Consider the following 19,015-nt stretch of genomic DNA (forward strand, 5'->3'; position numbering starts at 1 on the left):
CCAGATGATTGGCTATTTCTGCGGAAGATAAAAGCCGCTAAAAGAGCAGGCTCTTTCAATGAATTTTTGATAATCGAGGCTGTAGATGCTGCGTTTTGATGACTTGCAGTTGTTTGTTCGGGCGGCAGACCTGGGCAGTCTCTCGGCGGCCGCGCGCGGCATGGACATGTCGGCGGCAGTGGCCAGCGCCGCGTTGAAGCGTATCGAGCAGCAACTCGGCGCCCGATTGCTCGCCCGTTCCACCCGCAGCCTGCGCCTGACTGCCGAAGGTGAAGGCTTCCTCGAATATGCCCGGGCGGCCTTGAGCAACCTCGATGAAGGCCGACGCTTGTTGGCCAGCGGTCAGGATCAGGTCAGCGGGGTGTTGCAGTTGTCGGCACCGTCGGACTTCGGGCGTAACTTGCTGTTGCCCTGGCTTGACGAATTTCAGCGCGAGCACCCGAAACTCACGGTACGCCTGCTATTGGGCGACCGCATCGCCGATCTGTTTCGGCAACCGGTGGACATTGCCCTGCGCTACGGTGAACCGGAAGACTCGAGCCTGGTGGCGCTGCCCATCGCCCCGCAGAATCGCCGCGTGCTCTGTGCCGCACCGAGTTACCTCGCCCGACACGGCGAGCCTCGGCACCTGGAGCAATTGGCGCAGCACAATTGCTTGCTGTTCATGCTCGGCAGCCGGGTTCACGATCATTGGAGCTTTCACGACGGCAAACGCGAAGTGAGCCTGACGGTCAGTGGTGATCGTTTCAGTGACGATGCCGATGTCGTCCGACTGTGGGCGATCGCGGGTGCCGGGATCGCCTACAAGTCTTGGCTCGATGTTGCTGCGGATGTGCTCGCCGGTCGCTTGAAAGTGCTGATGCCGGAACTGCTTTGTGAGCGCGCACCGCTGAATCTGTTGTGCGCCCATCGCGCACAATTGAGTAAGCCGGTGAACCTTTTGCGGGAAAAACTTGCCAGTCGATGTGCCGGGTTGAGCAGTCATTTTCCGGGATTGGCGGGTATTGATGATTAGTCGCAGGCAAAAAGCGAAATTTCCCTCAGGAACTATCACCACCAACGCGTTGCGGACGGCAGGAACCGGCGGTCAACCCGCCTATACTAGCGCTCGCCTCATGTACGCACCGTCGCCTGCAATGGCGAGGCCACGCACGTGTCGGCCTTGTCCATGGCCCTAGGCCTGACCGCTGCAACATCCGTCATGCGATGGCGCCTGTGAGCGATAGCGTTGCCCGGTTTATGGCGGTGTCCGCGTCTTGGCCGACGACAAATTTCTGGTCAAGATGTCTCTGAGCAGTAGACGAAACGATTCAACAGGGAGTGAATACATGGAACATGCACCTTGCATCAGCCAGATCGCCACGTTGCTGGCTGACCCAAAGCGCAGCGCAATGATGTGGGCCTTGATGGACGGCTCGGCGCGACAGACCGAAGAGCTGGGATTGTTGGCCGGGCTGTCACCGTCTTCGGCCAGTGCGCATCTGGGGCGTTTGTCCGCCGGAGGTCTGTTGAAAGTCGAAACCCGCGGCCGCAAGCGATTTTTCCGCCTGGCGGCCCCGGAAGTCGGGGCTGCAATCGAAGCACTGGCCAGCGCCACGCTGGCCAGTACACCCCGGGAAGTCCCGGACATTTTCAAGCGTACTTCACCCCTCACCAAACCACAGGCCACTCGCTCATCACTGTTGCGCGCACGGCTTTGCGACGACCATCTGGGAGGTACCCTGGCGGCCGATTTGTACCAGCGTTTACTGGATGCGGGCTGGATCGAACAGTTCGACCAGCGGGTGACGATCACACTCAAGGGCGCGACAGAACTGGCTGCGCGTGGTGTATACATTCAGGCACTGGCTCACCGCAACGGCCGGGTCGCATGTGCTTGTCCAGACTGGAGCGAAAGACGCCCGCACATGGGCGGGTCATTGGGCGCGGCGTTGTTGCAGTTGTTCATGCAGTCCGGCTGGATGAGCCTGCCGAATGAATCGCGGGCCTTGCAACTGACGGCCGCGGGGCAGCGCGAAATCCATCGTTTTGCCCAGCAGACCGAGCTGGAAGTGGCGTTCTAGAACTCAGACGTCTGAACAAAAAAAACCTGTAGGAGCTGGCTTGCCAGCGATGAGGCCATCACATTCAACACGGATGTTGAATGTGAGTCCGCTATCGCTGGCAAGCCAGCTCCTACAGGGAATACGGGATGCTTACGGTTTCACCAACCGCGCATCCAGGCTGTTCTGCGCCAGACGCTTGGCCTGATCCTGGGTCATGCCCAGATCGGTGTACAAGGCATGGAAGTTCTCGGTGACATAGCCGCCGAAGTACGCCGGGTCATCCGAGTTCACGGTGACTTTCACGCCACGCTCGAGCATGTCGAGGATGTTGTGCTGGGACATGTGATCGAACACGCAGAGCTTGGTGTTCGACAACGGGCACACGGTCAACGGAATTTGCTCGTCGATGATGCGCTGCATCAAACGCTCGTCTTCAATGGCGCGCACGCCATGGTCGATGCGCTGGATTTTCAGCAGGTCGAGGGCTTCCCAGATGTACTCGGGCGGGCCTTCTTCACCGGCGTGGGCCACGGTCAGGAAACCCTCGCCACGGGCGCGATCGAATACGCGCTGGAACTTGCTCGGCGGGTGTCCCATCTCGGAACTGTCCAGGCCCACGGCCACGAACGCATCACGGAACGGCAGCGCCTGGTCGAGGGTTTTCTCGGCTTGTTCTTCGCTCAAGTGACGCAGGAAGCTCAGGATCAAACCGCTGGTGATGCCCAACTGCTGCTCGCCGTCCTTCAACGCGGCGGCGATGCCGTTGAGCACCACTTCAAACGGGATACCACGGTCGGTGTGGGTCTGCGGATCGAAGAACGGTTCGGTGTGAATCACGTTCTGCGCCTTGCAGCGCAACAGGTAGGCCCAGGTCAGGTCGTAGAAGTCCTGGGACGTGCGCAACACGTCGGCGCCCTGGTAGTACAGGTCGAGAAACTCTTGCAGGTTGTTGAAGGCGTAGGCCTTGCGCAGAGTTTCGACATCGCTCCACGGCAGGGCGATCTTGTTGCGTTCAGCCAGGGCGAACAGTAGCTCAGGCTCAAGCGAGCCCTCCAGGTGCAGGTGCAGTTCTGCCTTGGGCAGGGCGTTCAGCCAATCGTACATATTCTTTTCTCATCAGGTGCAGATGACCGGCATTCTACAGGTGCTTGCAGAAACAATTGGCAAAACCTGACCGGAAGGTTCATCACACCGCTTCCTGTTCCCGACGATAGGCGTAGGTGTCGGCGAAGCGTGAGAGCAGGAATTCAGCGCAGGTGGTGGTCGGATATTTCGCCGGGTGCGACTCATCCTGACAGCCGGGCAGGCATTCGATGCGGGTGTCGGGGTGCGGTTCGGCGAAGAACGGCATCGAATAGCGATCCACGCCCAGCGGACTGATCACACGGTGCGGAGTAGATAAATAACGGTCGTTGCTCCAGCGCGCCATCATGTCGCCGAGGTTGACCACGAATGTGCCCTCAATGGGCGGCGCATCGATCCATTCACCTTTGACGTTGCGCACTTGCAGACCGCCGGCAGCATCCTGATAGAGCAGGGTGATGCAGCCGTAATCGGTATGGGCACCGGCACCTTGTTGCTCTGCGGAACTGGCGGTGTGACGCGGCGGGTAATGAATCATGCGCAACACACTGACCGGCTCGTTGAAGCGTGAGTCGAAAAAATCGCGCTCGATGCCCAGCGCCAGGGTCATCGCCCGCAACAGCGTTTGTGCGAGTGCCTGCATGTCGACGTAATGCTGCTCCATCAGCGCTTCCCAACCTGGTAGCGTCGGATGGCGGTTAGGGCCACGCAAGGGTTTTTCCGCCATCACTTCGGGATGCTCGGCCGGTAGGTGCAGGCCCATGTCGAAAGTTTCTTTCAGGTCGCTGGGTTTGCTCGGGTCGAGTTGCTCGGTGGCAATCGCCCCGTAACCGCGATGATGGCGGGTCTGGGTGATGTCGATCTTCAGCTTCTCGGCGGCAGGCTGGGCGAAGAAGCGTCTGGCACTGTCGAGCACGGCGTCGATACGCGCGGCGGAAATCGGGTGCCCGGTGATGTAGAAAAAGCCCCATTCGCGGCAGGCGTGGTCGATCTGTTTTGCCACGGCGGGCCAGGCGTTTTGGTCGTCGCTGTAGAGCGGGGAGATGTCGATTATCGGAAGGCTGTTCATACACAATCCTTGAAAACGCTGAGAGTCCCTGTAGGAGCTGCCGCAGGCTGCGATCTTTTGCTCTTTGTTTTTAGAAGATCAAGATCAAAAGATCGCAGCCTGCGGCAGCTCCTACAGGGGGCGGTGTTTTACTTCGGAATATCGGCCTTCATGCCTTCCACGTAGTAATTCATCGACGCCAATTGCGCATTCGTCGCACTCACCCCGGCCGGGATTTTCTCGACTCCGGCCTGATCCTTGATCGGCCCGGTGAACGGATGCAGCGCACCGCTCTTGATGTCGGCGATGATCTGCTCAGCCTCGGCTTTCACCGGTGCCGGCACCAGGTCGCTGATTGGCAGTTCAACCGTGCCTTCCTTCAATCCGCCCCAATAGTCCTGGGATTTCCAGGTGTGATCAATCACGGCTTGGGTCGCCTGAACATAGTGCGGACCCCAGTCGTTGACGATGGAGGTCAGCACCGCTTTCGGACCGAAGTGCGCCATGTCCGAAGCGTAGCCCACGGCATACACACCACGACGCTCGGCGGCCTGGATTGGCGCCGGGCTGTCGGTGTGCTGGAACACCACGTCCACGCCCTGGTCGATCAGCGCGTTCGCGGCATCGGCTTCCTTGCCCGGATCGAACCAGGAATTGACCCACACCACTTTGATTTCCGTACCAGGGTTGTACTTGTTCAGGGCCAGTTGAATGGCGTTGATGTCGCGGATCACTTCCGGAATCGGGAACGATGCCACGTAACCGATCTTCTTGGTCTTGGTCATCTTCGCTGCGAGGAAGCCGCCGACGTAGCGGCCCTCGTAAGTACGCGCCAAATAGGTGCCGAGGTTCTTGTCCTGCTTGTAGCCGGTGGCGTGTTCGAAGATCACGTTGGGAAATTGCTTGGCGACTTTCAGCGTCGGGTTCATGTAGCCGAAAGAGGTGGTGAAGATCAGGTCGTATTTGTCCTTGGCCATGTTGCGGATCACCCGCTCGGCGTCGGCGCCCTCGGCGACGTTCTCCACGTAGTTGGTGGTGATCTGCGAGCCGAATTTCTCCGCCAGCACCTTGCGCCCCTGTTCATGCTGATACGTCCAGCCATGGTCACCGATCGGACCGATATAGACGAAGCCGACTTTCAGCGGGTCGGCGGCGCTGGCGCTCAGGCTGGCGCTCAGACCGATGGCCGCCGCAACAGCGCAAATCAGCTTCTTCAAAGGACGTTTGTGCATGAATTCGAACTCCATTTTGTTGTGTGGTTGGCAGGGGCAATGCAAATTGCTGACCAACAAGACAACAAAATCAAAAGATCGCAGCCTTCAACAGCGCCAACAGGTTTTTCGCGTACTCCTGTAGGAGCTGCCGAAGGCCGCGATCTTTTCGGCAAGAACCACCACAGTGCAACTGACCAAACTCACGCCACCCGCTGGTGCGCTAAGGTGTAACGAAACGTTAGCGCCGCCTAGCAGTCAGTACCTCATCCGCTCCCCCACGGTAAAAGGCCCGACATGCTCACCGTCCTCAAGCAAGAAACCTTTCTGCTGCTGGCCCTGTTCGCCGCCATCGTCGCCTTCCCGCTGGAGCACTGGTTGCTGCACAGCGGCCAGGTCGTTGCACTGACCGCCGGGCTGGTGCTGATCGCGTTCATCGTCGCCGCCTCAATGCGTGTCGCCCATCAGGCTGAATTGCTCGCGGAAAAAGTCGGCGATCCCTACGGCACGATGATCCTGACCCTGGCGGCGGTGCTGGTGGAGGTGGTGATCCTGGCGATCATGATGAGCAACGAAGCCTCGGCGACGTTGGTGCGGGACACGATCTATTCCGCTGTCATGCTCGATATCAACGGCATCCTCGGTTTGGCGGCATTGATGGGCGGGCTCAAGCACGGCGAACAGTCCTACAACGATGACTCGGCGCGCAGTTACAGCGTGATGATCCTCACCGCCATGGGCGTGTCGATGGTGGTGCCGGAGTTCATACCCGAAGCCAACTGGAAGCTCTATTCCGCGTTCACCATCGGTGCGATGGTCGTGCTCTACGCCTTGTTCTTGCGCATGCAGGTCGGGCCGCACAGCTACTTTTTCAGCTATAGCTATCCAGACAAACGCCGCAAGAAAGAGCCGCTCGAGGAGGAGCCAGAACCCGTCAACCTGACGCTGTCCATCGGCCTGTTGGTGTTCGGGGTGGTGGTGATCGGCGCACTGGCCGAAGTGATGTCCAAGACCCTTGATCTGGGCCTGGAAGGAACGGGCGCACCGCCGGTGATCACGGCGATCCTGGTGGCGGCGATTTCCGCGGCGCCGGAGATTTTGACCGCATTGCGCGCGGCGTTGGCCAACCGCATGCAGTCGGTGGTCAACATCGCGTTGGGCGCGTCGCTGTCGACGGTGATCCTGACGGTGCCGGTGATGGAAGCGATGGCGCTCTACACCGGCCAGCCGTTCCAGATGGCCATGACTCCGGTGCAAACCGTGATGATCTTCATCACCCTGATCGTCAGCGCGATCAACCTCAACGATGGCGAAACCAACGCCATCGAAGGCATGACCCATTTTGTGCTGTTTGCGACGTTTATCATGTTGTCGTTGTTGGGCCTGTGAAAAGCATCGCCAGCAAGCCGGCTCCTACAGGTCTGCGTTCGACGCATAAACCGTAGGAGCCGGCTTGCTGGCGATAGCGTCCGATCAGACGCCCGCGATCAACTGCCGCGCCGCCTGACTGTGATCGGCAATCAACCCCTTCAGATCCAGCCCCTCAACCTGCCCATCAATCACCCGCCACTTGCCGCCGACCATCACTCGATCCGCCCGATCCGCGCCGCACAGCAGCAGCGCCGATACCGGATCGTGGCTGCCGGAGAAGCGCAGCTCATCGAGTTTGAACAGCGCCAGGTCGGCCTGCTTGCCCACAGCAATCTCACCGATGTCGCTGCGGCCCAGCAAACTCGCCGAGCCTTTGGTCGCCCAACCCAGCACGCGCTCCGGAGTGATCTTCTCGGCGCCGTAACGCAGACGCTGGATGTACAGCGCCTGACGGGTTTCCAGCATCATGTTCGAGGCATCATTGGACGCCGAGCCGTCCACGCCAAGGCCGAGCAACGCGCCGGCATCGGTCAACTCGATGGTCGGGCAGATGCCGGAGGCCAGGCGCATGTTCGAACTCGGGCAATGGCAAATGCCGGTGCCGGCCGCGCCGAGGCGGACGATTTCATCCGGGTTGAAGTGGATGCCGTGGGCCAGCCAGGTACGCGGGCCGAGCCAACCGACGCTGTCCAGATAATCCACGGTGCGCAGGCCAAAGCGCTGCAGGCAGAAGTCTTCTTCGTCGAGGGTTTCTGCCAGGTGAGTGTGCAGGCGCACGTCGAGTTTGTTTGCCAGTTCGGCGCTGGCGGACATGATTTCCGGGGTCACCGAGAAGGGTGAGCAGGGCGCCAGGGCGATCTGGATTTGCGCGCCGGCACCGCGTTCGTGGTACTCGGCGATCAGGCGTTGGCTGTCGTCGAGAATCACTTGGCCTTCCTGCACGGTTTGTTGTGGCGGCAAACCACCGTCCTTTTCGCCGAGGCTCATGGAACCGCGCGTCAGCATGGCGCGCATGCCCAGTTCGCGAACGCTCTCGACTTGCACATCGATGGCGTTTTCCAGGCCTTCCGGAAACAAGTAATGGTGGTCAGCGGCAGTGGTGCAGCCGGACAACAGCAACTCGGCCAATGCGACTTTTGTAGCAAGGGCGAGTTTTTCCGGGGTGAGTCGGGCCCAGACCGGGTACAGGGTTTTCAGCCACGGGAACAACGGCTGGTTGACCACCGGCGCCCAGGCGCGGGTCAGGGTTTGATAGAAGTGGTGATGGGTGTTGATCAGGCCCGGCAGGATCACGTGCTCGCGGGCATCGAACACTTCATTGCACGGTGCAGAAGGCTGTTGACCAAGGCCGAGCACTTCGACGATCACACCGTCTTGCAGCACCAGGCCGCCACGGGCATCGAGGTCGTTGGCCGTGAAAATGGCGAGGGGATTTTTTAACCAGGTACGGGTCGCAGGCATGTTGGCCGGCTCCTCTGAAAGTGGGGTTCAGGGTTGCCAGCTCAGTGATGCCCTGTCTGCTGATCCAGGGTCGCCGGGGAGGCGAGGTGCGAAGTGTCGATCAAAAGTGCGATGTGGGCAAGCCCGGCCCGACCAGACAACACATAACCTGGAGGAACTGGCTTGCCGGCGATTGAGGGCATGCCTGACACACCGCCGCGCTCGGATCGCAAGCCAGCCGGCTCCTACAGGGCTTACCAGGGAATGGTTTCACCCCTGTAATTCACAAAATGATGCCCACCCTTGCCGACATACGCATTCACCTGATCAACCAACCCGCGCGTGCTGGTTTGCACATCGATATCGGCGCCTTCACCGCCCATGTCGGTTTTCACCCAGCCTGGATGCAGCGACAGCACGGTGAGTGTCTGCTCGCCCAATTGGCTGACGAAGCTGTTGGTCATGGAGTTCAGCGCAGCCTTGCTGGCCTTGTACAGCGCCAGTTCCGGCGCATCGGGCATGGTCACGCTGCCCAGCACCGAACTCATGAAGGCCAACACGCCGGTGTCCGGCCGGATCTGCCCGATAAAACGCTGGGCCAGGTTGATCGGTGCCACGGCGTTGGTGAAGAACAACTGACCGACCTCGGCCAGCGTCGCGCCGCCATTGGGTGTCTGAACGTCAGGCCCTTTGACCCCGGCATTGACGAACAGCAGGTCGAACACTTCGCCCTTGAGTTGCTGGCTCAGCGCGATCACCGCTTGCTGATCGTCCATGTCGAGTTTCTCGATCCGCACCTTGCCCAGTGCCTGCAAGGCCTCGGCGTTCTGCGGGTTGCGCACGGTGGCGGTGACTTGCCAGCCATCGGCCAGCAGGGTTTTCACCAGACCGAGGCCCAGCCCCCGGGAGGCGCCGATGATGAGTGCGGTTTTTGCCGTAGACATGAGTGGCTTCCTTGGTAAAAGAGGTTCAGTGGACAACGTTGATGGGGCCTATGCTGCAACGCCTGATGTCAGGCGTCGAGTCCGTTGTTGTCTGTTTTGGCCCCATCGCTGGCAAGCCAGGCTCCCACAGGATCTGCGCAAACCTTGTGGGAGCGGGCTTGCCCGCGATGAGGCCCGCCCAGTCAACCTTTAATGCCCAGCCTGCCACGGCTGTCCCAACGACACCGGCGCATACAACCGCGTGCGCACCGCATCCCGGGACAACAGCACCAACACCACAATCGTCGCCACATACGGCAGCATCGCCAGCAAACTCGACGGAATCGCCAGTCCCAGCCCCTGCGCCACCAGATGCAGGATGCTTGCGAGCCCGAACAGGTACGCCCCGAGCAGCAAACGCCACACCCGCCAACTGGCGAACACCACCAGCGCCAGGGCGATCCAGCCACGACCGGCGCTCATGTTTTCCGCCCACATGGGTGTGTACGCCAGGGACAGATAAGCGCCCGCCAACCCGGCCATCGCCCCGCCAAACAACACCGCCAATGCCCGCACGCCCAACACCGGCAAGCCCATGGCGCTCGCCGCATCCGGATTTTCCCCGACCGCCTGAATGATCAAACCGACGCGGCTTTTCAAAATCACCCAAGCCACCAGTGCAAACAGCGCGAACGACAAGTACACCAGCAGGTCCTGGGCAAACAGCATTCGCCCGATCAGCGGAATCTCACTCAAATACGGGATCGCCAGCGGCTCGAAACCCGTCAACGGTTTACCCACCCACGCTGCACCGACAAAGGTCGACAGGCCCACACCAAAAATCGTCAGCGCCAATCCGGTGGCCACTTGGTTGGCGTTGAACACCAGCGCCACCACGGCAAACAGCGACGACAACAGCATCCCGGCGAGCATCGCCAGCAACACACCCAGCCACAGATTGCCGCTGTTGAACGCGACGATGAAACCGATCACCGCACCAAACAGCATCATCCCTTCCTGACCGAGATTGAGCACACCGCTTTTCTCGCAGATCAGCTCACCCAGCGCCACCAGCAACAACGGCGTACCGCAACGCACCATGGCGAAGAAAATATTACTCAGCAGATCGATATCCATCACAGCGCTCCTGCATGTACAGCGGTGGCGGGTGCGCGGCGGGCCCAGCGCAGGTTCAAACGGGGGCGATAGAGAATCAACACATCACTGGCCAGCAGGAAAAACAGCATCATCCCCTGGAACAGTTGCGTGATCGCCTGCGGCAAATTCATGCTCATCTGCGCGCTCTCGCCGCCGATGTACAGCAGCGCCATCAGCAGGCTGGAAAACAGAATGCCGATGGGATTCAACCGGCCCAGAAACGCCACGGTGATCGCCGCGTAACCGTATCCCGGCGAGACTTGCGGCACCAATTGGCCGATCGGCCCGGTGACTTCACAGACACCGGCCAGTCCTGCCAAACCGCCGCTGATCAACAGCGCCAGCCAGATCAGACGCTTCTCGCGAAAACCGACGAAACCGGCGGCGCGCTTGTCCAGCCCAAGCACTTTGATCTGGAAGCCGACAAAACTTTTCTGCAACAACACCCACACCGCCACCAGCGCGAGCAGAGCGAAATACACCCCTGCATGCACGCGTCCGTCTTCCATCAGCAGCGGCAATCGGCTGGCGTCGCCGAACATCGCCGATTGTGGGAAGTTGAATCCTTCCGGGTCTTTCAGCGGGCCGTGGACGCAGTACAGCAGCAGGTTCAGGGCGATGTAATTGAGCATGATGCTGGTGAGGATTTCGTTGGCGTTGAAGCGCGTGCGCAACCACGCCGTCAGCCCCGCCCATGCGGCGCCGGCGAGGGTGCCGGTGAGCAGGATCAGCACCAGTGCCCAACGGCTTTGCATGTCGATGATGTTCACCGCCAACGCACTGCCGGCCAACGCGCCGAGTAGCAGTTGACCTTCGGCGCCGATGTTCCAGATCCGTGCCTGATAAGCCACCGCCAGGCCCAAAGCGCAGAGCAGGATCGGCAAGGCTTTTACCAACAATTCAGAGACGCCATACCAATCGCTGACCGGCGCGATCAGCAATGTATGCAAGGTCAGCAGCGGGTCATGCCCCAGTGCGATAAACAGCAGCGAGCCGCAACCCAGCGTCAGGACCGCCGCCAGCAACGGCGAGCACCACAGCATCAGGCGCGATTGCTGGCCGCGCGGTTCAAGAGAAAGCAGCATGTGACACTCCGTTAAAGCGTTGCGGATGCGGATGATTGAGAGGCGTCGAAGCGGCCGGCCATCCAGCCGCCGACATCGATCAAACGGGTGTCGGCGGTGGCCCGCAGCGGTGATAGCCGACCGCCGCACAGCGCGCCGAGGCGGTCGCTGATCTGGAACAATTCGTCGAGGTCTTCGGAGATCACCAGGATCGCCGCACCGGCATCGCGCAAGGCAATCAATGCCCGGTGAATGGTCGCGGCGGCGCCGACGTCCACGCCCCAGGTCGGGTGCGCAGCCACCAGCAGTTTGGGTTGTTGAAGGATTTCCCGGCCGAGGATGAATTTCTGCAAGTTGCCGCCGGACAGGCTGCGGGCCGGCGCCTGGCTGTCCGGTGTCTTCACCCCGAAGCGGCGGATGATCTCTTCGGCCAAGGCTTCGACTTTGCTGCGCTGCACCAATCCGTTACTTACCAGTCCTTGCTGAAATGCCGTGAGCAGGGCGTTGTCCGCCAGGCTCAGCTCCGGCACCGCGCCGTGGCCCAAGCGTTCGGCGGGGACGAATGCCAGTCCGCGTTGGCGTCGGGCGTCCGGGCGCAAATGCGCGACCGGTTCGGCGGCAAAACTGATCGTGGAACCGTCGTCGCGGGTTAGCCGTTGTTCGCCGCTGAGCAAGGCCAGCAATTCGTCCTGACCGTTGCCGGCCACGCCGGCGATGCCGACGATTTCGCCGCTGCGCACTTCAAGGTCGATGTCTTTGAGCGAACAGCCGAACGGGTCCGGGTTATGCCAGGACAGGTTTTTCACCTGCAAAAAGGTCTCACCGCCGCGCACCTTCGGATAGTCAGTGATCAGCTCCGCGGCTTCGCCAACCATCAGCCGCGCCAGTTGCTGATCCGAACATTCGGCCGGCACGCAATGCCCGGCCACACGGCCGCCACGCAGCACCGTCGCGCTGTGGCACAGGGCGCGGACCTCGCCGAGCTTGTGGCTGATGAACAGAATGCTGCAACCCTCGGCGGCGAGTCGGCGCAGGGTGACGAACAAGTCGTCGGCCTCCTGCGGGGTCAGCACCGAGGTCGGTTCGTCGAGGATCAGCAGGCGAATATCCTGCATCAGGCAGCGAATGATTTCGACCCGTTGCCGCTCGCCGATCGACAGGCTGTGGACAAGTCGCTCCGGCTCCAGCGCCATGCCATAACGTTGGGACACTTCACGAATCTTCGGTTCCAGTTGTTTCGGTGTGCCGGCCGCTGCGCCCATGGCCAGTGCAATGTTCTGCGCCACGGTCAGGGTTTCGAACAATGAGAAATGCTGGAACACCATGCCAATCCCCAGGCTGCGAGCCTGGGCCGGGTTACGCATGGTCACCCGTTGTCCCTGCCAGATCAGTTCTCCGGCATCGGCCTGCACGACGCCGTAGATGATCTTCATCAACGTACTTTTGCCCGCACCGTTTTCGCCGAGCAGCGCGTGGATTTCACCGTGGGCGATGCTCAGGTCGATGTCATCGTTGGCCAGGCAGCCTGGATAACGTTTGCGGATTTTGCGCAGCTGCAGGCGCGGGGTTTGATCGGGGATCGGCGTGGAATCGGGCATGACAGGCTCAAGGGATTTGGATTTATGCCTGTGGATAAAGCAATTTCCTGGCCATCAGGTCAGGAAAACTGAAAAGTCAGACAGGCCAAGGCCTTAAGTGCGGCCCTTGGCCTGGAGCGGTATCGAAGGCGGCACCACTTGGGGGCAGGATCGTTGGCCAAGCTCCAGTTTCAAGCGTCAGCGTTTGATCAAAAAATGAGCAGTTGAACGCAAACCATATCCGGCATGGTGCCGCGACAGCCATGAACGGGTTATCCACAGATTGCTCCACAGTATTTGTGTGCAAGCTCAAATGTCGGGCATAAGCGAGCAACGGTTATCTTCTAAAGGTGATAAACCACTCTAACTATTTGTTTTTACGTGGATTTAGCTGTTTTGATGGCGAATTGGATAAAAATTGAGCAAAGCCCGCAAAGCCGCATGACAGAAGGGTTACAGCGGTATGTGCTCAGGTTATCCACAGTTGGGTGCACAGCTGATGTGGGCAAGTGTGGAATAAGTGAAAAACGGTCGCGCCCCAAAAGATCGCACCCCGCGCGATCCCTGTAGGAGCTGCCGAAGGCTGCGATCTTTTGCTCTTCTAACGCTGCAACAAAATCCGCCCGCGACTCAAATCCGCAAGCTGCGATTGCAACGTATCAATCTGCCCCGCACCGACAGCCAACTGCAACTCCACGCCATTAGCCGTGAAATCCTCTTGCACAATCAATCCTCCAAGCTCCGCCACCCGCAGCTTCACCAGATTCAACTCCCCAAACGCACAGGCACACCGCAGCGGCACCCGACTGATCAACTCGATCTTCGGCGCCGCTTGCAGACACTTGTTTGCACCACCGCCATACGCCCGGGCAAGTCCGCCGGTACCGAGCTGAATACCGCCATACCAACGGATCACCAACACCGCGACCTGATCGCAATCCTGCGCGTCGATCGCCGCCAGAATCGGTCGGCCCGCAGTGCCGCCCGGTTCGCCGTCATCGGTGCTGCGATATTGATCGCCAAGCTTCCATGCCCAGCAGTTGTGCGTGGCATTGAGGTCGCTGTGCTGATCGATGAACGCCTGGGCTTCGGCAGGGCTGGTGATCGGCGCGGCGAAGGTGATGAAGCGGCTTTTGCGAATCTCTTCGCGGAATTCGCAAAAGTCGCTGAGGGTAAAAGGCATAGTCGTCTTAAATGGTTGGCGTCAGGCCGCAGCCTTTGAGAATGATGCGGATCAGGTTGTTGCCGGCGTCTTCCATATCTTGCTTGGTCAACTTGGTACGACCGCTGACTCTGCAGATCTGCGTGGCGAAATCGGCATAGTGCTGGGTGCTGCCCCACAACAGGAAGATCAGGTTAACCGGATCGACCGGGTCCATTTTACCGGCGTCGATCCACGCTTGAAACACCGCCGCCCGACCCTGGAACCAGGTGCGGTAGTCCTGATTGAAATACTCGGTCAGGCATTCGCCGCCGCTGATGACTTCCATGGCGAATATGCGCGAGGCTTGCGGCTGGCGGCGGGAAAATTCCATCTTGGCGCGGATGTAGCGAGTCAGCGCTTCGGCCGGGTCGTCCTCGGCAGTCAGGGTGTTGAAGGTGCTGTCCCACAACTCGATGATGTTGCTCAGCACCGCCACATACAAACCGAGTTTGTTGGTGAAGTAGTAATGCAGGTTGGCTTTTGGCAAGCCTGCATTCAGGGCGATGGTGTTCATGCTGGTGCCTTTGAACCCGTGACGGGCGAACTCGTCTTCGGCGGCTTTGATGATGGTCTCTTCGTTCTTCTGACGAATGCGGCTGGCGGGTTTTCCGCCGTGAGCTGGGACTTCAAAGGTCATAGGCACTTCCGGACAAATAAGTGGGCGCATCCAGTGCGTTGATAGCTTAAAACCCAATACACCACAACCCTGTAGGAGCTGCCGAAGGCTGCGATCTTTTGACTTTGATTTTTGAAAGCAAGATCAAAAGATCGCAGCCTTCGGCAGCTCCTACAGGGGGGCGGTTGTTCAGCGTGTGGCAGCCAGGCTTTCGAGGAAGCTTTCTAGCACCAGATGAGGACGGCGACCCTTGCGCGTGACCGAAGCCAGACTCAAGTCATAGAAACGCGCCTTGGGTTTCAGCGCCCGCAGTCGACCTTGCTGCACCCAGAGGCTGGCGTAATGGTCCGGCAAGTAACCGATATAGCGCCCGGTCAAGATCAGAAACGCCATGCCTTCGCGGTCCGACGCACTGGCAGTGCAATTGAGTGCCTGATAATGCGCCTGGATTTCCGCCGGCAAACGAAACGTCGGGGCGATGGCGTCCTGGCTATTCAGGCGCCCGTCGTCCAGTTGCTTGTCATCGACGTAAAACAGCGGATGACCCACCGCGCAGTACAGCAACGAGCGTTCGCTGTACAGCGGTTGATACTCCAGCCCCGACAGCGCGCTGGCCTGCGGCACCACGCCGACATGCAGGCGACCGTCGAGTACGCCTTGTTCCACTTCATTGGGCGCGATCATGCGGATCTGAATCTGCACGTCCGGGCCGCGCTCCTTCAATTGCGCGAGGGCATGGGTGATGCGCATGTGGGGCAGGGTGACCAGGTTGTCGGTCAGGCCGATGGTCAACTCGCCGCGCAAGTGTTGGTGCAGGCCGTTGACCTCGGTGCGAAAACTTTCCAGGGCACTTAATAGCTGCAACGCCGATTGATAGACCTCGCGACCTTCCTCGGTCAGGGAAAACCCGGCGCGACCGCGTTGGCATAGACGCAAACCGAGGCGCTGTTCCAGATCACTCATCTGTTGGCTGATGGCCGAACGGCCAATGCCGAGCACGCTTTCGGCTGCGGAGAAGCCGCCACATTCGACCACGCTGCGGAAAATCCGCAGCAGGCGGATATCAAAGTCGCTGACTTGCGCCAATGGGTCTGGGCGGCGAATGCTCATGCTCTTACTCGATAGTTTAGTGATTGGCTGACTGAAGGTTAGAAGAGTTGCATTTCACCGACTTTATCCCCGTGGCAATTTAGCTGCAAGAACGGATTTTATCCCTACGCCGCTTATCGCCCTTGCGAGGTTTCGCTTATGAACTTGCCCGAAAACGCACCGACTTCCCTGGCCAGCCAGCTCAAGCTCGATGCTCACTGGATGCCCTACACCGCCAACCGCAACTTCCAGCGCGATCCACGGCTGATCGTTGGCGCCGAAGGCAGCTGGCTGATCGACGACAAGGGCCGCAAGGTTTATGACTCGCTGTCCGGTCTGTGGACCTGCGGCGCGGGGCACACCCGCAAGGAAATCCAGGAAGCGGTTGCCAAGCAACTGGGCACCCTCGATTACTCGCCAGGCTTCCAGTACGGCCATCCTCTGTCGTTCCAACTGGCAGAAAAAATCACCGACCTGACCCCGGGTAACCTGAACCACGTGTTCTTTACCGACTCGGGCTCCGAGTGTGCCGACACCGCCGTGAAGATGGTGCGTGCTTACTGGCGCCTGAAAGGCCAGTCGACCAAGACCAAGATGATTGGCCGTGCCCGTGGCTATCACGGTGTGAACATCGCCGGCACCAGCCTTGGCGGCGTGAACGGCAACCGCAAACTGTTCGGCCAAGCGATGATGGACGTCGATCATCTGCCGCACACGCTGCTGGCGAGCAATGCGTTTTCCCGTGGCATGCCGGAGCAGGGCGGTATCGCCCTGGCTGACGAACTGCTGAAGCTGATCGAACTACACGACGCGTCGAACATAGCGGCAGTATTCGTCGAGCCTCTGGCCGGATCCGCTGGCGTACTGGTTCCACCACAGGGCTACCTGAAACGTCTGCGCGAGATCTGCGATCAGCACAACATCCTGCTGGTGTTCGACGAAGTGATCACCGGTTTCGGCCGTACCGGCAACATGTTCGGTGCCGACACCTTTGGCGTCACCCCGGACCTGATGTGCATCGCCAAGCAAGTCACCAACGGCGCGATCCCGATGGGCGCGGTGATTGCCAGCTCCGAGATCTACCAAACCTTCATGAACCAGGCGACGCCTGAGTACGCAGTCGAATTCCCGCACGGCTACACCTATTCCGCGCACCCGGTGGCTTGCGCCGCGGGCCTGGCAGCCCTCGACCTGCTGCAAAAGGAAAACCTGGTGCAGAGCGTGGCCGAAGTCGCGCCGCATTTCGAAAATGCACTGCATGGCCTGAAGGGCACCAAGAACATCATCGACATCCGTAACTTTGGCCTGGCCGGTGCGATCCAGATCGCCCCGCGTGACGGCGACGCTATCGTGCGTCCGTTCGAAGCCGGCATGGCGCTGTGGAAAGCCGGGTTCTACGTACGCTTCGGCGGCGACACCCTGCAGTTCGGCCCAACCTTCAACAGCAAACCGCAAGACCTGGATCGCCTGTTCGATGCGGTCGGCGAAGTGCTGAGCAAAATCGACTGATTTCTCCTTCTATATACCTATAAACAACGGGCGCTCGGAAACGGGCGCCTGTGGACAACTTTTCAGGAGCTTCCATGAGCGTTATTCCGCATTTGATCAATGGCGAACTGGTGACCGAGAACGGTCGCACGGTTGATGTGTTCAACCCATCCACGGGTCAGGCTATTCACAAGTTGCCGCTGGCGACCCGCGAAACCATCCAGAGCGCCATCGACGCGGCCAAGGCTGCATTCCCGGCCTGGCGCAACACGCCGCCGGCCAAGCGTGCCCAAGTGATGTTCCGCTTCAAGCAACTTCTGGAGCAGAACGAAGCGCGCATTTCGCAATTGATCAGCGAAGAGCACGGCAAGACGCTGGAAGATGCGGCTGGTGAACTGAAGCGCGGCATCGAGAACGTCGAGTTCGCCTGTGCTGCACCGGAAATCCTCAAAGGCGAGTACAGCCGTAACGTCGGCCCGAACATCGATGCCTGGTCTGACTTCCAGCCGTTGGGTGTGGTAGCGGGCATCACGCCTTTCAACTTCCCGGCCATGGTGCCGCTGTGGATGTACCCGCTGGCAATCGTCTGCGGTAACTGCTTCATCCTCAAGCCGTCCGAGCGTGACCCGAGCTCGACGCTGCTGATCGCCCAGTTGTTGCTGGAAGCAGGCTTGCCGAAAGGCGTGTTGAGCGTGGTGCATGGCGACAAGACTGCGGTGGATGCATTGATCGAAGCGCCGGAAGTCAAAGCGCTGAGCTTCGTCGGTTCGACGCCGATTGCCGAGTACATCTACTCCGAAGGCACCAAGCGCGGCAAACGCGTTCAAGCCCTGGGCGGTGCGAAGAACCATGCGGTGTTGATGCCGGACGCGGACCTGGACAACGCCGTCAGCGCACTGATGGGCGCGGCTTACGGTTCTTGCGGCGAGCGTTGCATGGCGATCTCGGTGGCTGTATGCGTAGGTGATCAGGTTGCCGATGCGCTGGTGGCCAAACTGGTTCCGCAAATCAAGGCGCTGAAAATTGGTGCCGGTACTAATTGTGGTCTGGACATGGGCCCTCTGGTTACCGGTCAGGCCCGTGACAAGGTCAGCGGTTATGTAGAAGACGGCGTAGCAGCTGGCGCCAAGTTGGTGGTGGATGGTCGTGGTCTGACCGTGGCCGGTCATGAAGAAGGCTTCTTCCTGGGTGGCTGCCTGTTCGATAACGTCACGCCGGAGATGCGCATCTATAAAGAAGAGATCTTCGGGCCGGTGTTGTGCGTTGTTCGGGTCAACAGCCTGGAAGAAGCCATGCAGTTGATCAACGATCATGAATACGGCAATGGCACCTGCATCTTCACCCGTGACGGTGAAGCGGCTCGGTTGTTCTGCGACGAGATCGAAGTGGGCATGGTCGGTGTGAACGTACCGCTGCCGGTGCCGGTGGCTTACCACAGCTTTGGTGGCTGGAAGCGCTCGCTGTTTGGCGACCTGCATGCATACGGTCCGGATGGTGTGCGTTTCTACACCCGTCGCAAGGCCATCACCCAGCGCTGGCCGCAGCGTGCGAGCCATGAGGCTTCGCAGTTCGCGTTCCCTAGCTTGTAAGTAGAAGGGCGTAGAAGGCCGACCCATAGGGTCGGCCTTTTTGTTTTTGAGGCTTTTTGACTTATATGACACATTTATGAAAATAGGTGTTGACGGCAGATCTCAGGTG

The 19,015-nt window shown here is 59.9% G+C and carries 17 protein-coding genes; 6 read left to right on the plus strand and 11 right to left on the minus strand.

The genetic code is table 11. The features are described from left to right. Nucleotides 1–85 precede the first annotated feature (85 nt). The gene (locus tag NL64_RS19835) at nucleotides 86–1,015 is read left to right on the plus strand and encodes a LysR family transcriptional regulator (protein WP_034149761.1); all 930 of its coding nucleotides are present in this window, start codon (nucleotides 86–88) and stop codon (nucleotides 1,013–1,015) included. Nucleotides 1,016–1,328: 313 nt separating this feature from the next. Further along, nucleotides 1,329–2,063, plus strand: a complete 735-nt coding sequence (locus tag NL64_RS19840) for an ArsR/SmtB family transcription factor (protein ID WP_034149762.1) — start codon at nucleotides 1,329–1,331, stop codon at nucleotides 2,061–2,063. Between the two features lie 132 nt (nucleotides 2,064–2,195). Here NL64_RS19840 and NL64_RS19845 read toward each other — a convergent pair whose 3' ends face one another. From NL64_RS19845 to NL64_RS19855, 3 genes are all read right to left on the minus strand, one after another. Beyond that, nucleotides 2,196–3,149 (minus strand): adenosine deaminase, encoded by a 954-nt coding sequence (locus NL64_RS19845; protein WP_034149763.1) that lies wholly within the window; start codon nucleotides 3,147–3,149, stop codon nucleotides 2,196–2,198. An 82-nt stretch (nucleotides 3,150–3,231) separates the two neighbouring features. Beyond that, complete coding sequence (locus tag NL64_RS19850; protein ID WP_034149764.1) at nucleotides 3,232–4,197, minus strand: 2-oxoglutarate and iron-dependent oxygenase domain-containing protein; 966 nt, start codon at nucleotides 4,195–4,197, stop codon at nucleotides 3,232–3,234. A gap of 128 nt (nucleotides 4,198–4,325) precedes the next feature. Beyond that, entirely contained in the window at nucleotides 4,326–5,408 is a 1,083-nt protein-coding gene (locus NL64_RS19855; protein WP_034149765.1) for a BMP family ABC transporter substrate-binding protein, read from the minus strand. Here NL64_RS19855 and NL64_RS30165 point away from each other — a divergent pair. Then, entirely contained in the window at nucleotides 5,403–5,621 is a 219-nt protein-coding gene (locus NL64_RS30165; RefSeq protein WP_155292767.1) for a hypothetical protein, read from the plus strand. The two genes, NL64_RS19855 and NL64_RS30165, sit on opposite strands and share 6 nt — an antisense overlap. A 63-nt stretch (nucleotides 5,622–5,684) precedes the next feature. Beyond that, nucleotides 5,685–6,776: a calcium:proton antiporter gene (locus NL64_RS19860; protein ID WP_034149766.1), complete on the plus strand. Its 1,092-nt coding sequence runs from the start codon at nucleotides 5,685–5,687 to the stop codon at nucleotides 6,774–6,776. A gap of 84 nt (nucleotides 6,777–6,860) precedes the next feature. Here the strand turns inward: NL64_RS19860 and NL64_RS19865 are convergent, their stop codons facing one another. The 8 genes from NL64_RS19865 to NL64_RS19900 all read right to left on the minus strand — a co-directional run bounded on the left by NL64_RS19865 (nucleotide 6,861) and on the right by NL64_RS19900 (nucleotide 15,850). Beyond that, nucleotides 6,861–8,219 carry an 8-oxoguanine deaminase gene (locus tag NL64_RS19865; RefSeq protein WP_034149767.1) on the minus strand — a complete coding sequence of 453 codons (1,359 nt, stop codon included), beginning with the start codon at nucleotides 8,217–8,219 and terminating at the stop codon, nucleotides 6,861–6,863. Between the two features lie 233 nt (nucleotides 8,220–8,452). After that, nucleotides 8,453–9,142 carry an SDR family oxidoreductase gene (locus NL64_RS19870; protein WP_034149768.1) on the minus strand — a complete coding sequence of 230 codons (690 nt, stop codon included), beginning with the start codon at nucleotides 9,140–9,142 and terminating at the stop codon, nucleotides 8,453–8,455. Between the two features lie 189 nt (nucleotides 9,143–9,331). Further along, nucleotides 9,332–10,258: an ABC transporter permease gene (locus tag NL64_RS19875; protein ID WP_034149769.1), complete on the minus strand. Its 927-nt coding sequence runs from the start codon at nucleotides 10,256–10,258 to the stop codon at nucleotides 9,332–9,334. Further along, nucleotides 10,258–11,364: an ABC transporter permease gene (locus tag NL64_RS19880; RefSeq protein WP_034149770.1), complete on the minus strand. Its 1,107-nt coding sequence runs from the start codon at nucleotides 11,362–11,364 to the stop codon at nucleotides 10,258–10,260. Before NL64_RS19880 ends, NL64_RS19875 begins: the two co-directional genes overlap by 1 nt. A gap of 11 nt (nucleotides 11,365–11,375) precedes the next feature. Next, nucleotides 11,376–12,941 carry an ABC transporter ATP-binding protein gene (locus NL64_RS19885; RefSeq protein ID WP_034149771.1) on the minus strand — a complete coding sequence of 522 codons (1,566 nt, stop codon included), beginning with the start codon at nucleotides 12,939–12,941 and terminating at the stop codon, nucleotides 11,376–11,378. Between the two features lie 580 nt (nucleotides 12,942–13,521). After that, on the minus strand, nucleotides 13,522–14,103 hold the full coding sequence (locus NL64_RS19890) for an IMPACT family protein (protein ID WP_034149772.1): 582 nt from the start codon (nucleotides 14,101–14,103) through the stop codon (nucleotides 13,522–13,524). Between the two features lie 7 nt (nucleotides 14,104–14,110). Beyond that, nucleotides 14,111–14,761 carry a TetR/AcrR family transcriptional regulator gene (locus NL64_RS19895; protein WP_034149773.1) on the minus strand — a complete coding sequence of 217 codons (651 nt, stop codon included), beginning with the start codon at nucleotides 14,759–14,761 and terminating at the stop codon, nucleotides 14,111–14,113. A gap of 168 nt (nucleotides 14,762–14,929) precedes the next feature. Further along, nucleotides 14,930–15,850: a LysR family transcriptional regulator gene (locus tag NL64_RS19900; protein ID WP_034149774.1), complete on the minus strand. Its 921-nt coding sequence runs from the start codon at nucleotides 15,848–15,850 to the stop codon at nucleotides 14,930–14,932. A 138-nt stretch (nucleotides 15,851–15,988) separates the two neighbouring features. Between NL64_RS19900 and NL64_RS19905 the strand changes: the two genes are divergently transcribed. Together NL64_RS19905 and NL64_RS19910 are read left to right on the plus strand one after the other, a co-directional pair. Next, a complete protein-coding gene (locus NL64_RS19905) occupies nucleotides 15,989–17,338 on the plus strand; it encodes an aspartate aminotransferase family protein (protein WP_034149775.1) in 1,350 nt (449 codons plus the stop codon). Between the two features lie 74 nt (nucleotides 17,339–17,412). Next, nucleotides 17,413–18,906 carry a CoA-acylating methylmalonate-semialdehyde dehydrogenase gene (locus tag NL64_RS19910; RefSeq protein ID WP_034149776.1) on the plus strand — a complete coding sequence of 498 codons (1,494 nt, stop codon included), beginning with the start codon at nucleotides 17,413–17,415 and terminating at the stop codon, nucleotides 18,904–18,906. The last annotated feature ends 109 nt before the right edge of the window (nucleotides 18,907–19,015 follow it).

This window comes from Pseudomonas fluorescens, from assembly GCF_000802965.1.
Taxonomy (GTDB): domain Bacteria; phylum Pseudomonadota; class Gammaproteobacteria; order Pseudomonadales; family Pseudomonadaceae; genus Aquipseudomonas; species Aquipseudomonas fluorescens_A.

Bases quoted from the DNA above. Each gene is read 5' to 3' on its own strand.
- NL64_RS19885 (WP_034149771.1), bottom strand. From the start codon at position 12,941: ATGCCCGATTCCACGCCGATCCCCGATCAAACCCCGCGCCTGCAGCTG.
- NL64_RS19870 (WP_034149768.1), bottom strand. From the start codon at position 9,142: ATGTCTACGGCAAAAACCGCACTCATCATCGGCGCCTCCCGGGGGCTG.
- NL64_RS19835 (WP_034149761.1), top strand. From the start codon at position 86: ATGCTGCGTTTTGATGACTTGCAGTTGTTTGTTCGGGCGGCAGACCTG.
- NL64_RS19880 (WP_034149770.1), bottom strand. From the start codon at position 11,364: ATGCTGCTTTCTCTTGAACCGCGCGGCCAGCAATCGCGCCTGATGCTG.
- NL64_RS19855 (WP_034149765.1), bottom strand. From the start codon at position 5,408: ATGCACAAACGTCCTTTGAAGAAGCTGATTTGCGCTGTTGCGGCGGCC.
- NL64_RS19900 (WP_034149774.1), bottom strand. From the start codon at position 15,850: ATGAGCATTCGCCGCCCAGACCCATTGGCGCAAGTCAGCGACTTTGAT.
- NL64_RS19860 (WP_034149766.1), top strand. From the start codon at position 5,685: ATGCTCACCGTCCTCAAGCAAGAAACCTTTCTGCTGCTGGCCCTGTTC.
- NL64_RS19850 (WP_034149764.1), bottom strand. From the start codon at position 4,197: ATGAACAGCCTTCCGATAATCGACATCTCCCCGCTCTACAGCGACGAC.
- NL64_RS19905 (WP_034149775.1), top strand. From the start codon at position 15,989: ATGAACTTGCCCGAAAACGCACCGACTTCCCTGGCCAGCCAGCTCAAG.
- NL64_RS19865 (WP_034149767.1), bottom strand. From the start codon at position 8,219: ATGCCTGCGACCCGTACCTGGTTAAAAAATCCCCTCGCCATTTTCACG.
- NL64_RS19840 (WP_034149762.1), top strand. From the start codon at position 1,329: ATGGAACATGCACCTTGCATCAGCCAGATCGCCACGTTGCTGGCTGAC.
- NL64_RS19875 (WP_034149769.1), bottom strand. From the start codon at position 10,258: ATGGATATCGATCTGCTGAGTAATATTTTCTTCGCCATGGTGCGTTGC.
- NL64_RS19895 (WP_034149773.1), bottom strand. From the start codon at position 14,761: ATGACCTTTGAAGTCCCAGCTCACGGCGGAAAACCCGCCAGCCGCATT.
- NL64_RS19890 (WP_034149772.1), bottom strand. From the start codon at position 14,103: ATGCCTTTTACCCTCAGCGACTTTTGCGAATTCCGCGAAGAGATTCGC.
- NL64_RS19910 (WP_034149776.1), top strand. From the start codon at position 17,413: ATGAGCGTTATTCCGCATTTGATCAATGGCGAACTGGTGACCGAGAAC.
- NL64_RS19845 (WP_034149763.1), bottom strand. From the start codon at position 3,149: ATGTACGATTGGCTGAACGCCCTGCCCAAGGCAGAACTGCACCTGCAC.